A 12,321-nucleotide genomic window follows, 5' to 3' on the forward strand; every position below is an offset into this window, starting at 1 on the left:
GTAACTGAAGCTGTAGAGGCTGGCGTAAAATCTAATGATATTTGTGTCAGTTAATTTTTATTCGATGTACTAGTCACCCTTATTTTGGTTATTACGCCCAGTTTCTGATACCAGAAATCGGGGTTCGCAATTACCTGAAAATTTTAAAAGAAGGAGAAAACATATGCTTACTATTACTGTTGCAAAAAATAAAAAAAACGCCTTTCCCACACTGCAGGAGGCGGTGCTTTCTGTTGCAGATGGTCTTTCGGAAACCGTCCGCATTTGTGTGGAGCCCGGCATATACGAAGAAAAGGTATTTATCCGAAAGGAAAATCTGGAGATTGTGGGAATGGGGCCGGACCCCGGCGCTGTGATTTTCAGATATGGAGACGGCGCAAAAAAACCCCGTCCGGATGGAGACGGGGAATATGGCACTTTTAACACTGCCGTTTTGTTTTTTGCAGGAAAAGACATTACTGTCAGAAATATTACAGTGGAGAACACTGCCGGACCAGGCTGTCAGGCCGGACAGGCTCTGGCCGTATATGCGGCGGCGGACCGTCTCAGCTTTTATAACTGCCGCCTTTTAGGATGGCAGGACACCCTCTTTGTGGGAGAGCCCATCACCTGTCAGATGAAAAAGCTGATGCTGCCCGACTTTTTTGCCGCTTCCAAAATAAAAGTGGATCACAGCCTTATCCGCAATTATTTCAAGGACTGCTATATCTGCGGCGACGTGGATTTTATCTTTGGTCCCAACACAGCCTTTTTTGAGAATTGTGAAATTCATTCCAGAGAACGCTCCAGCGAAGAGAAGGCTTTCATCACCGCCGCCAGCACTCCAAAGGAACAGGAATACGGTCTGGTCTTTTCCCATTGCCATCTCACCGGGGAGGAGGACGCAAACGTCTATCTGGGCCGTCCCTGGAGGGATTTTGCCAAGACCGCCTTTGTGCGCTGCACCATGGATCCCCACATCTGTCCCGAGGGCTGGCAGAATTGGGGGCGGGTAAGGGCCGAGGTGCTCTGCGACTATGTGGAATATGCAAACGAAGGCCCCGGCGCTGCCCCGGAAAAAAGAGCTCCCTTCAGCCGACAGCTGGAAAATCCCCAGCTGGACGATTACTTTTCCAGAGAAAATGTGCTCAAGGGGCCGGATGGCTGGAATCCTTGAAAAAATCCCTGTGGCGAGAATTGCCACAGGGATTTTTTCATATGTTTTCTTCAAGACATTCTGTCTTATATTTTAGCTTTTTCTTCCATTTAAAACGATATTTTTTAAACTCAGCGCTTTCTATTTCCTGGGTCTTGCAACGGCTGGCAACGATACGGTATTCCTTAGAATATGCTTCCAAATCCTTCTGCAGTATCTGTTGAGTGGCCTCTATCTGCTTTGCTGCCCAAACTAAATCAGAACCTTTCAACTCAATAAAATAGGCTGTCCTCTTATCATTATTCAGCAATAAATAATCACACTTATTCCCTTGCTTTATTATTACACCGTCTACCCTGTAATGGGATACCTTTGCTGAAGAATGATTATGCGCAATGTGCTTTCTCGTTTGCCCCTTGTCCTGAGACACAATAATTTTCGCCCTGTCGTTACACAGAGAGTCAAACCCTATAATCGGCATATGTGCACCACCTAGCTGTTGTTTATTTGTATATCAAAAATTTTATCAAAGTCAGAATTAATTACTTTTGATATCTCATCTATTTTTTGATTTTGAATCATTTCTATTTCTTCATCAATGCAGTTTTCAATTTTGCCATCTTTGACAAACCATGCTGAAAATTTTTCGCCTTGCAGCCAAAGCATTTTTGAAATCACTTCATCCACTTTTGAAGCATCTATTAAGGAGATACGGTTTGCATATAATAAGTTATTCAATGCACCAAGCACATAGGGACTATGGGTTGTAACCAACATGGAATTCCCCTGATTGAAAACCAGCCCTATTAGTTCAGTGATATACTTTTGAGCTTCTGGAAATAGATGTGACTCCGGTTCCTCAATGATGAAAAGAATAGGTTCATTTTTCACCAAATAATAAAACAATAAATTCAAAATCCAAACCGCCTCCTGCTGTCCGGATGATGAGAAATTTATTTTCACATACCTTTCATTATCCAGCATAATTTGCTCTTCGCCGTTATTGCACTGGTAAGTTCCACATAATATATTATCTATCAGCTGTATGGCTCTTTTAACAGCCTCCTGAGATTTTTTCCCTCCGCCCCTGCTTTGAAGACCTCGAATTCCATATTCAAACTCTGTTTTAAGGCGCAGTATTCTTTCGAGATAATCTTGTGTGCAGTAATCAAGAGCACGTTTCTGAGAATCTTCCATTGTAGAATAAATATAACTTAATTGGTTGGACAGCAAGGTGATCATGCTTCTTCCTGCAGGAATATATACAACAGAAAACTTATCATCAAAAAAATTATTTAAATCACGTTTAAATGCTTCCTTTGCCATTTCTGGAATTCCTGTAGATTCTGCCTTTAAAAATCTGTTGTGCATACGCAAAAAAGATTTGATTTCATCACTTAACTCAATCCAGACATAATTTGGCGTAGAATATACCGTTTCTTTCATCAGCATGACCTTTATATACACACTGTCCGTATAAAAATATTCCAAAAACATATCATTTTCCATGCCCCATGATGAACCAAAAATTCGAAGGAATTTTTCTCGTAAGACAGCCTCCAGCCTGCGCCTCAAACTTTTCTCACTCTGATAAGCATCCACTGCTTGCTTTACAGATATATTTAAAATATCTTCCTTCACCGTTCTGAAAAAATATATTGCCTTTGCAATTGTACTCTTGCCTGATGCTTGAAATCCTGTAAAAGTCAGAAAATCAGAACATTTTAATTCACAATAGCTGATAGGCCCCAATTTGTTTATTACTATTCTGTGCAAAATTTTCTCTCCGATCATCCATAAATATATATGCTTGTTTTCATGATAGCATATTTCGTTTTTTCCTGCTATCTTTTTTTCCCTTTTCTTTCTTCCGGGAATAGGGTATACTGAGCATAGCGAGTTTCGCAATTACCTATTCAAGCCTCAAAAGGAAAGGAGATCTCAGATTTGGAAAAGATTGCAAGCTTTACCATAGATCATATCAAGCTGCAGCCGGGCGTATATGTGTCCAGAAAGGATCAGGTGGGCGCGGAGACCATCACTACCTTTGATCTGAGAATGACAAGCCCCAACGAGGAGCCGGTGATGAATACTGCGGAGGTGCATACCATAGAGCATCTGGGAGCCACCTTTTTACGCAATCACCCCTCCTATAAGGATAAGGTCATCTACTTTGGCCCCATGGGCTGCAGAACCGGCTTTTATCTGCTGCTGGCCGGAGATTACGCTTCCCGGGACGTGGTGCCCCTGATCACGGAAATGTTCACCTTTATCCGGGACTACCGGGATGAGGTGCCCGGCGCCTCCCCCAAGGACTGCGGCAATTATCTGGACATGAATCTGGGTATGGCAAATTATCTGGCAAAGCGCTATCTGGAAAATGTTCTGCAGAGCATTGGGGAGGAGAGGCTGGTTTATCCTCAATAAAATATTAGCAATGTCAATTCTGTGGTCGTGTTGAACTGCGGTAAACGCCAAAGGCGATGACTGCTGTAACCGCTTCTGTTATCCAGAAAGCGTTCCACACACCCACCGGGCCGAAAATTTTGCCAAGCAGAAATGCTGCGGGGAGGATGACTATCACATAGCGGCACAAGGAGATCACCAGAGACGGCACCCCCTTGCCCAATCCTTCCAGCGCCCCTGAGGAGGTTACCGAGACGGCAGAGACCAAAAAGCCTGCGCTGATGATGCGAAGGGCTGTCTCGCCGGCCCGGATTGTTTCCGGCGTGTGCGTAAACAGGCTCATGAGCTGCCCCGGGAAGATCAGGCAGATCGCAGTGCCCAGAATCATAATGCTTCCGCTCATGCACAGAACAATCTGATAAATCTGATTCACTCTCTTATGCTCTCCGGCTCCATAGTTAAATCCGATCAGAGGACGCATTCCCTGGACAATCCCATTGGCGGGAAGGTATAGGAAGGTCTGCAGCTTGTAATAAATTCCCAGCACTAGGATATACACCTCTGAGTAGGACGAGAGAATTGCATTTAAGGAAGAAATCAAAACAGAGGGCAGCGCCAGATTCAAAGATGCAGGGATACCGATGGAATACAATTTCAAAACCATTTTCCTGTCAAGGGCAAGATACTGTCTGCGGATGCGGACACGGCTCGGGCGCACCAAATAGACCACCAGATAGATGGCCAATGTAAACGACTGCCCGATTCCTGTGGCCAGCGCAGCGCCCTCCATCCCCATTTCCGGAAACGGCCCAAGCCCGAAGATCAGTACGGGGTCTAAAATAATATTCGCAACACACCCACACATGAGGCTGACCATCGTCACCTTCATGCTTCCCACCGCCTGAAAAATTTTCTCAAAGGTCACCCCAGCAACGATAACTATCGTAAACAAAAATGCCACGGCAGAATATCTAAGGCCAAGATCAATCACTGTCTCGGAAGAGGTGAACCTTCTCAAAAAGACAGGCATAACCGCAATAGAGCCGATGGTCATAACAATGCTGTGAACCACAGCAAGCAAAAGTCCCTGTGAGGCCGCCCTGTCCGCCCTGGAAGAATCGCCCGCCCCCAGATAAAAGGCAATCACTGCGTTGATGCCAACACCAAAGCCAATCCCAACCGCATTGATAAAATTCTGAATGGGATAAACCAGCGACAATGCCGTCATGGCGTCCTCGCTTATCTGGGCAACAAAAAAGCTGTCCACAATGTTATAGAGAGAATTCACCAGCATGGACAATACCATTGGAAGCGCCATGGACAAAAGCAATGGCAGAACCGGCCTCTCTTTCATAAAATTCTCATTCATAATCGTTCCTGTAAAACTCCTCAAAATTATATTCTGCCCGCAGAATTTTCTCCTGATGCCATACAGACGCAAAAAAGCCACACAACTATCAAAAAGATAACTGTGTGGCGAAAAGGTGATGACATCATCTAGAAAAATCCACTCAAAATTTTCAAGCGCTATTATAGACGAACAGAGACTGCCTGTCAAGGGTTGTGTACGGCCTCCAGAGCCAGGCGGATGCAGCCCTTCACTCCCTGCTCGTCATCCAGGGCGGGCGCAACGATATATTTTTCCACATCCTGCACCTGCGGGGTCTGAATATATCCCGCCATCATCTCTGCAAATTTTTCCCGCACCAGGGGCAGCAGCGAGGGCTGCTTCATCACACCCCCTCCCAGAACAATGCGCTCCGGCGACAGGATCACGCAGTAGTCCATGCAGGCCTGGGCTATATAATAGCTTTCGATCTCCCATACCTCTCTGCGGTCTGAAAGCTGTGCTCCCTTTACCCCCCAGCGCTTTTCCAGAGACGGTCCCGCCGCAAGCCCTTCAAAGCAATCTTTGTGAAAAGGACAGGCACCCTCATAGGGGTCATCCGGATGTCTTTTTACCAGAATGTGCCCGCCCTCCGGGTGCATCATGCCGTGCAAAAGCCTTCCCTCTGAAAAAACGCCCACACCTACGCCGGTGCCTATGGTAATATAAATGCTGTTTCTTAATCCTTTGGTAATTCCATAGGAGGCTTCTCCCAGGGCCGCCGCATTCACATCCGTGTCAAATCCTACAGGACAGTGCAGCCTTTGGGCAAAGGCACCCACGATGTCATAATTTTGCCAGGGGATTTTGGGCGTGGATGTAATATATCCGTAATGGGGCGTCCCCTTTACAGGATTGATGGGGCCAAAACAGCCAATTCCCAAAGCCTCCACCTGCTCCTGTTCAAAAAAATCAAGCATTTTCGGCATCGTTTCCCGGGGCGTTTCAGTGGGAATAGTGATTTTTTTCAGGATTTCTCCCTCCTCATTTCCCACAGCGCATACCATCTTAGTGCCTCCTGCTTCCAAAGCTCCTATTTTCATTTTGTACCTCCAGATTATTCTATGCTTTTATACATATTATCTCACCCCGGATGACTTTTTCCAAGACTTTTTTATCTTCCCTTTTCCCCATAAATATTGTATACTTAGAACGCAGAAACAGAAAGGATACTTTAACATGAACAAAATCGGAATTATCGGAGCAATGGAGTTAGAGGTTGAGGAATTAAAATCCAAGATGACCCTTTCAAATATCCGCAAAAAGGCAGGAATGGAGTTTTTTGAAGGCGCCCTTAATGGAGCTGAGGCTGTCATTGTCCGCAGCGGTATCGGCAAGGTCAACGCCGCCGTGTGCGTGCAGATTCTCGCAGACGATTTCCAGGTGACACACATTATCAATACAGGAGTGGCAGGCTCTCTGAATGCTGCGCTGGACATTGGCGATATCCTGATTTCCCGGGATGCTCTCTACCATGACGTGGACGCTGTGATTTTCGGCTACCGGCTGGGAGAAATCCCTCAGCTTGGCACCAGAGAATTTCCAGCAGACGAGCGTCTGGCCGCACTGGCCAAGACCTCCTGCGAAAGAGTCAATCCCGGTGTGCACGCAGTGATCGGCCGGGTAGTCAGCGGGGATCAGTTTATCTCCAAAAAGGAGGTAAAGGAGCGTCTCATTTCAGAATTTCAGGGGGACTGCACAGAGATGGAGGGAGCCGCCATCGCCCACTGCGCCTTTTTAAACCACATCCCCTTTGTGATTATCCGCGCCATCTCAGATAAAGCAGATGACAGCGCCCAGGTGGAATACCCTGTTTTTGAGAAGGCTGCCGCCAGACATTCCGCCAGACTTGTAGAGGATATGCTGGGAGAGTTGAAATAAGTACATTTGAAAAAACGGCATAGCCCTTCGGGTCATGCCGTTTTCTGATTTTTCAGTTTTTCCAGGGGGATTTATCCCCCTAAATTCCCCTATTTCTTTTCCTTTTTAAATACAAACACCTTGCTGAACACATAGTTGGCGATCATAACCAAAACCGAGGATATAAAAATTTTGGCAATCCAGTAATTCATTTGAATCAGGTTTACCGTCACATACATGATCACAATATCCAATATCCAGGTGGATACTCTGGCTCCCGCAAACTGGGAAAATTCCTTTAAAATATGAGGGTTGGTGCTCTTAAATACATATTTTCTGTTGGTCACATAGCCAAACAGCACACCAGCCACCCAGCCCAGGGTATTGATCAGCGCGTTCTGCCAGCCGATATCCGGATTGAGCAGTGTAGCCTCAAAAATCCAGCAGGCTCCCCAGGACACCAGCGTAGTCAGCACACCCACAATCAAATATGCAATAATCTCCTCATATTTCACACAAAGAGCTTTTATTTTTTCTATCATTTTGCTTCCTCATTCTAAAATATTGTGTGCAGAACGGTAACAATATAAACTTACTATGTTTCAGACTGCTTGTCAAGAAATCCACCGTCCGATTTTAAAATTCAGATGCAAAGATAAAAAACAATCCCTGTGCCCGTCAGCTATTGTAAACGCTGTTAAAGGGGTCCTGCGCCTGCTGCTGTCTCACAGGATTATACTTTAAATTCAAAAAATCCTGAAAGTTCTTATTGAACATGTTTAACAGCTCAGCGCTGTATCCCAGCACCATGTGAGGCTGCTCTGCTCCATAATAGCCCATGGCCTCCTGGGTCTGCGCCTCAGTAAGCGGAATATGATGTATCTTTTTCCCTATCATATATACCCGCATTTCACTGACGGAGCCTCTGCCCGTCCTTCTGTAATAATAAGCCCATACCGCATCTTTGTTTGCGAAAATATGTACCTTCATTCCTGTAATATAGACAGTCCAGTTTCTGCCGATCCAAACCTTTTGCTTTCCAATCTGGTGCGCCGCTGCGAAATCTGTTTCCACCTGGCTCATGGAAATGCCGGGATTCTCCTGAACATACCGGGCGATGGTTTTTGCGCACCCATTGCTGCATACTTTTACAATCTGTACTATTATGTACACCAGCGCCGCAAAAGCCACAATGGTAAATATTACAAAGGTACTGATCTTTACGCCGCCTACGCTGTCCGTATTCAGCGTATAGCCCACAAAAATGTCATCTCCATCTTCCACTATGCCAAGATCATATTCCAGGGTCTCGATATAATAGTCTAAAAGGTCGCCCTCCAGCTTCTCCCAGGTTCCCGTAATCTTCATGGGCTCAGGAGCCTCCACCGCGCCGGAGTAATCCTCCCAATACGCCCATGTGTCGTCAATCATGGCATAAGCCTCCTCCTGATCCCGCTGGGGCAGATAAAAGCTGAAATAATACCAAGTGGAGGTCATAGTCTCATAGTTATCGTCAGCGTAAAAGGCTATGTAACTGTTTCCATCGGTAGAAGTGGTGGTTCTCCCGGATTCATACTCCGTTGTGGTTCTATGCTCCACATAGTCGGTGAGCAGATTCTGCACCTGGATGGTTGCCCATCTGCCCTCGTACTGTGCCGGATCCTGCGTCATATCAATCTCCACCGGTCCCAGAATCAAATCAAAAATGGCAAATTTCGTGATAATCAGACAGGCGATCATCACCACTGCTCCGATCACAATGCGGATGATTCCGCTTTTTCTCGTAAAGCTCCTCAGTGTGTCTATCATGTTACACCCTCCTCATAGGTTCCCATTGTTTTCATGCAGACTATCCCCGCCAGCCTGTATTTGTTATTACTTTAACATAAAAAAACGAAAAAGCAAACAGGGAAATCCTTCCCATAAAGCGCGAAAATCACTGTGGATTTACGATATTGCGTTCTTCACCATTTAAAAATGCCCTTATATTTTCATAAACTCCCTCCACGCATCTGGTACGGGCCTCCACGCTGGCCCAGGCCAGATGTGGAGTAATAATCAGGCGGCTGCTGTCCTTGATACGGCTCAGCGGATTGTCCTGCGTCAAAGGCTCCTTTTCTACCACATCCAGACCTGCCGCCTGGATCTGGCCTGTCTCAAGAGCCTCATACAAATCCCTGTTGTTCACCACGCCTCCTCTGGCCACATTGATGAGAATGGCTGTGGATTTCATTTTGGATAATGCCTCCTTTTCGATAAAGTCACGGGACAAATCGCTTAAGGGACAATGGAGGGACAAAATATCGCTCTGTGCAAGCAGCGCATTCTTATCCACCTGCTCATATTCTGTGCAGGTGCTTTTTCCGGTGATGGAATAAAAAATTACCTTACAGCCAAAGGCAGCAGCAATTTTTGCCACTCTGCGGCCAATATTTCCCATCCCAACAATTCCCCAGGTTTTCCCATCCAGCTCGCGGAAGGGAAGATCAAAATTGGAGAAACGGCTCTGGGCGCTGTAGGCTCCGGATTTCACATAATTGTCATAATAAGACAGCTTCTGCAGAAGGGCCAGCGCCAGCGTAAAGGTATGCTGGGCTACCATGGCGGTGGAATAGTCCACCACATTAGCCACCTTGATGCCTCTTTTGGTACAATAGTCCAGATCACAATTATCATAGCCGGTGGCAAATTCACAGATCAGCTTTACCTTGGAAGCATTCTTAAGCGATTCCTCATTCATGGGCGCTTTGTTCACCACCACCACATCCGCATCCCCAATCCGCCCTGCCGCTTCCTTTTCAGTCACTGTATTTTCATAGCAGGTCACATTTCCCAGTTTTTCAAAACAGTCCACGGAAACATCGGTTCCCACGCTGTTTCTCTCTAAAATTACAATGTTCATACTAACTCTCCCTATCTGCACTTTAAAAACATGGGCCTGGCGGCGCATGTATGGAAAAAGGGCCGCCGCACCATTGCGGCAGCCCTTTGACATTTTCTTCCTATAAAATATGCTTCTTATGGCCTTATGGCTGTTACAGCCTCTTTAAAAGCTCCTCTCTCTGTGCCTCGTAGCCCGGTTTTCCCAGCAGTGCGAACATATTTTTCTTATAGCTCTCCACGCCAGGCTGATTAAAGGGATTCACTCCCAGCAGATAGCCGCTTACGCCGCAGGCAAATTCAAAGAAGTAGAACAGCTCGCCCAGGTAGAATTCATTTACCTCAGGCACGTTGATTACAAAGTTGGGCACCTGTCCGTCGGTATGAGCCAGAATGGTGCCATTCATGGCGCTCTTATTGACAAAGTCAACGCTCTTGCCCGCCAGATAATTCAGCCCGTCCAAATCCACAGGCTCCTCGCCGATAATCAGCTCTTCTCTGGAGGTCTCCACATTGATCACGGTCTCAAACATAATTCTGGAGCCGTCCTGAATAAACTGTCCCATGGAGTGCAGATCTGTGGTCAAATCCACGCTTGCAGGAAACAGACCCTTCTGATCCTTTCCCTCGCTCTCGCCGTAGAGCTGCTTCCACCACTCGCTCACATAGTGGACAGCGGGCTCATAGTTTGCCAGAATCTCCACGCTCTTGCCCTTGCGCAGCAGGATATTCCGCAGCGCCGCATACTGCAGGGCGTCGTTTTGTTCAAAATCATTTTCCAGGGCACGCTTTCTTGCACTTGCCGCACCCTCCATCAGCTTGTCAATGTCTGCGCCGCTTACGGCAATGGGAAGAAGCCCCACTGCAGTCAGCACGGAAAATCTTCCGCCCACATCGTCGGGAACCACAAAGGTCTGATAGCCCTCTTCGTCTGCAAGATGCTTTAAGCTTCCCTTCGCCTTATCAGTGGTAGCATAAATTCTCTTGGCCGCGCCCTCTTTTCCGTATTTTTTCTCCAGCTTCTCCTTAAATACCCGGAACGCAATGGCCGGCTCGGTGGTGGTGCCGGATTTGGAAATCATGTTGATGGAAAAATCCCTGTCTCCCACCACATCCATCAGATGCTTCAGATAAGTGGAGCTGATGGAATTGCCGCAGAAATAAATTTCAGGGGTCTTGCGGACACTCTTATCCAGCACATTATAGAAGCTGTGTCCCAAAAATTCAATGGCTGCTCTTGCGCCTAGATAAGAGCCGCCGATGCCGATGACCAAAAGCACCTCCGAATCGCTCTGTATCTGCTTTGCCGCCTGTTTGATATTTTCAAATTCCGTCTTGTCGTAATCCACCGGGAGATCAATCCAGCCCAAAAAATCATTGCCCGCGCCGGTTTTGGAGACCAATACCTCCTTAGCGTCAAGAGCCAGCTTTTTCATGTACCCGATTTCTTCCTCCGAGATAAAGGAGGCTGCTTTGGAATAATCAAAGGAAACCTGTTTGCTCATATGTTTGCTCCTCTCCACATAATGGGAATTGTATATACTTCTTGTCTCAATTCTAGCAAAGTTATATAGCAAATTCAAGACTCTTATCCAAGAAATTCCTTCAGCAGGGCCTCCAGCTCCTCCTCGCTTACCTTAGCGTCCTGCTCCCTGTAGTCCTCCCGGCGGCAAGAGTCCGCCTCCTGACGATAGGAAGCCGTATCCTGACGATAAGAATACCCATCCTGACGGTACGTTGTCCCCTCCTGGCGGTAAGGAGCCGGTTCCTGACGACCGGAGGCGTCGCTTTGCACCTCCTCCGGAATCAGCCGTCCCCCGATGGGCATCAGCTCCACCGTCCCCCGCCGTCTTCTGGAGCGTCCTCTGTACTGTCTGGAGCCATAGAGCATTTCCATATCCCTCTGGGTCACATCAATTCTCGCGGAAAGATGATTTTCCAGATAATCCACCAGATTCACCTTCAGAATTCTTTTCTTGCCTTTAATGTCCATCACAGTGGATACGGAAAAATAAAGGTACAGCCCGATAAAGCTCACAATATAGAAGGGCAGAATCTCCCCGAGCATACGTCCCTCCACAATGCTTTTGCATACGCCGATCCCGGCGCATACCACAGACAAAAGCATAGCCTGGCCGGACAGATGGTATAAGGTCTCAAAGGATATGGGGCCGAAGGAAAGCCTGTTTAAAAACTTGTCCACAAAAACGGGAATATTGGCCACTCCGTTGTTCAGCTCATAGCAGTTGGCAAATTTCAGCTTGCATTGCTTAAGCAGCTTATTTTCTGTGGCCGCCATATTGTCCGCCTCCCGGATCATGCTGCGGTAAACCCATCCCAAAAATAATCTCACAAGAATGCTGACTGCAAAAAACGACAGCATGCAGGCAGTTATTACCCTTTCTTCCTGAAAAATACGAAACATGACAAAACTCCTTTCCCTGGCGCGACGCACCGCTGTCTGCAAGGAACGTCTGCCATACTAAAAGTATAATCCATTTATAACCTGATTTGGGAAATAATTCATCGTATTTTTCTTACAAAAAGAGACAAAAACCACCATCAATGGCCGGGAAACAGTTCTGAAAGGAAAAAAATAATTCGCACAAAAAATCCTGAAAACAAGCCCTTTTGCGGAAAAAGATGATAAAAT

Annotated in this window: 12 protein-coding genes; 3 read left to right on the forward strand and 9 right to left on the reverse strand. The window is 46.6% G+C overall.

Translation table 11 applies throughout. From position 1 onward, the window contains the following. The first annotated feature begins 163 nt into the window (after nucleotides 1–163). The gene (locus SHK35_RS13210) at nucleotides 164–1,156 is read left to right on the forward strand and encodes a pectinesterase family protein (protein WP_318710127.1); all 993 of its coding nucleotides are present in this window, start codon (nucleotides 164–166) and stop codon (nucleotides 1,154–1,156) included. 37 nt (nucleotides 1,157–1,193) lie between these two features. On the opposite strand, the gene SHK35_RS13215 is transcribed toward SHK35_RS13210, so the two are convergent. Both SHK35_RS13215 and SHK35_RS13220 read right to left on the reverse strand, forming a co-directional pair. Next, the gene (locus SHK35_RS13215; protein WP_318710128.1) at nucleotides 1,194–1,616 is read right to left on the reverse strand and encodes a hypothetical protein; all 423 of its coding nucleotides are present in this window, start codon (nucleotides 1,614–1,616) and stop codon (nucleotides 1,194–1,196) included. A gap of 11 nt (nucleotides 1,617–1,627) precedes the next feature. After that, complete coding sequence (locus SHK35_RS13220; RefSeq protein ID WP_318710129.1) at nucleotides 1,628–2,911, reverse strand: AAA family ATPase; 1,284 nt, start codon at nucleotides 2,909–2,911, stop codon at nucleotides 1,628–1,630. 171 nt (nucleotides 2,912–3,082) lie between these two features. On the opposite strand from SHK35_RS13220, the gene SHK35_RS13225 reads away from it, so the two are divergent. Further along, nucleotides 3,083–3,562 (forward strand): S-ribosylhomocysteine lyase, encoded by a 480-nt coding sequence (locus tag SHK35_RS13225; protein WP_318703400.1) that lies wholly within the window; start codon nucleotides 3,083–3,085, stop codon nucleotides 3,560–3,562. Nucleotides 3,563–3,575: 13 nt separating this feature from the next. Here the strand turns inward: SHK35_RS13225 and SHK35_RS13230 are convergent, their stop codons facing one another. Then, nucleotides 3,576–4,910: an MATE family efflux transporter gene (locus SHK35_RS13230; protein WP_318710130.1), complete on the reverse strand. Its 1,335-nt coding sequence runs from the start codon at nucleotides 4,908–4,910 to the stop codon at nucleotides 3,576–3,578. 185 nt (nucleotides 4,911–5,095) lie between these two features. After that, a complete protein-coding gene (locus tag SHK35_RS13235; protein ID WP_318710131.1) occupies nucleotides 5,096–5,971 on the reverse strand; it encodes an ROK family protein in 876 nt (291 codons plus the stop codon). Nucleotides 5,972–6,107: 136 nt separating this feature from the next. Between SHK35_RS13235 and SHK35_RS13240 the strand changes: the two genes are divergently transcribed. Beyond that, nucleotides 6,108–6,809 (forward strand): 5'-methylthioadenosine/adenosylhomocysteine nucleosidase, encoded by a 702-nt coding sequence (locus tag SHK35_RS13240; protein ID WP_318710132.1) that lies wholly within the window; start codon nucleotides 6,108–6,110, stop codon nucleotides 6,807–6,809. A gap of 89 nt (nucleotides 6,810–6,898) precedes the next feature. Here SHK35_RS13240 and SHK35_RS13245 read toward each other — a convergent pair whose 3' ends face one another. The 5 genes from SHK35_RS13245 to SHK35_RS13265 all read right to left on the reverse strand — a co-directional run bounded on the left by SHK35_RS13245 (nucleotide 6,899) and on the right by SHK35_RS13265 (nucleotide 12,093). After that, complete coding sequence (locus SHK35_RS13245) at nucleotides 6,899–7,330, reverse strand: GtrA family protein (RefSeq protein ID WP_318703387.1); 432 nt, start codon at nucleotides 7,328–7,330, stop codon at nucleotides 6,899–6,901. Nucleotides 7,331–7,466: 136 nt separating this feature from the next. Beyond that, nucleotides 7,467–8,597 carry a DUF6709 family protein gene (locus tag SHK35_RS13250; RefSeq protein WP_318710133.1) on the reverse strand — a complete coding sequence of 377 codons (1,131 nt, stop codon included), beginning with the start codon at nucleotides 8,595–8,597 and terminating at the stop codon, nucleotides 7,467–7,469. Between the two features lie 127 nt (nucleotides 8,598–8,724). Beyond that, on the reverse strand, nucleotides 8,725–9,690 hold the full coding sequence (locus SHK35_RS13255; protein WP_318710134.1) for a D-2-hydroxyacid dehydrogenase: 966 nt from the start codon (nucleotides 9,688–9,690) through the stop codon (nucleotides 8,725–8,727). Nucleotides 9,691–9,823: 133 nt separating this feature from the next. Further along, nucleotides 9,824–11,173 (reverse strand): glucose-6-phosphate isomerase, encoded by a 1,350-nt coding sequence (locus SHK35_RS13260; RefSeq protein WP_318703384.1) that lies wholly within the window; start codon nucleotides 11,171–11,173, stop codon nucleotides 9,824–9,826. An 83-nt stretch (nucleotides 11,174–11,256) separates the two neighbouring features. After that, entirely contained in the window at nucleotides 11,257–12,093 is an 837-nt protein-coding gene (locus SHK35_RS13265; protein WP_318703383.1) for a hypothetical protein, read from the reverse strand. Nucleotides 12,094–12,321: the final 228 nt, after the last annotated feature.

The sequence above is a fragment of the Candidatus Acetatifactor stercoripullorum genome (genome assembly GCF_944382095.1).
Classification (GTDB): Bacteria; Bacillota; Clostridia; order Lachnospirales; family Lachnospiraceae; genus Acetatifactor; species Acetatifactor stercoripullorum.

Excerpts from the sequence above, each read along its gene's own strand:
- SHK35_RS13210 (WP_318710127.1), top strand. The coding sequence starts at position 164 with ATGCTTACTATTACTGTTGCAAAAAATAAAAAAAACGCCTTTCCCACA.
- SHK35_RS13215 (WP_318710128.1), bottom strand. The coding sequence starts at position 1,616 with ATGCCGATTATAGGGTTTGACTCTCTGTGTAACGACAGGGCGAAAATT.
- SHK35_RS13230 (WP_318710130.1), bottom strand. The coding sequence starts at position 4,910 with ATGAATGAGAATTTTATGAAAGAGAGGCCGGTTCTGCCATTGCTTTTG.
- SHK35_RS13235 (WP_318710131.1), bottom strand. The coding sequence starts at position 5,971 with ATGAAAATAGGAGCTTTGGAAGCAGGAGGCACTAAGATGGTATGCGCT.
- SHK35_RS13240 (WP_318710132.1), top strand. The coding sequence starts at position 6,108 with ATGAACAAAATCGGAATTATCGGAGCAATGGAGTTAGAGGTTGAGGAA.
- SHK35_RS13245 (WP_318703387.1), bottom strand. The coding sequence starts at position 7,330 with ATGATAGAAAAAATAAAAGCTCTTTGTGTGAAATATGAGGAGATTATT.
- SHK35_RS13250 (WP_318710133.1), bottom strand. The coding sequence starts at position 8,597 with ATGATAGACACACTGAGGAGCTTTACGAGAAAAAGCGGAATCATCCGC.
- SHK35_RS13255 (WP_318710134.1), bottom strand. The coding sequence starts at position 9,690 with ATGAACATTGTAATTTTAGAGAGAAACAGCGTGGGAACCGATGTTTCC.
- SHK35_RS13260 (WP_318703384.1), bottom strand. The coding sequence starts at position 11,173 with ATGAGCAAACAGGTTTCCTTTGATTATTCCAAAGCAGCCTCCTTTATC.
- SHK35_RS13265 (WP_318703383.1), bottom strand. The coding sequence starts at position 12,093 with ATGTTTCGTATTTTTCAGGAAGAAAGGGTAATAACTGCCTGCATGCTG.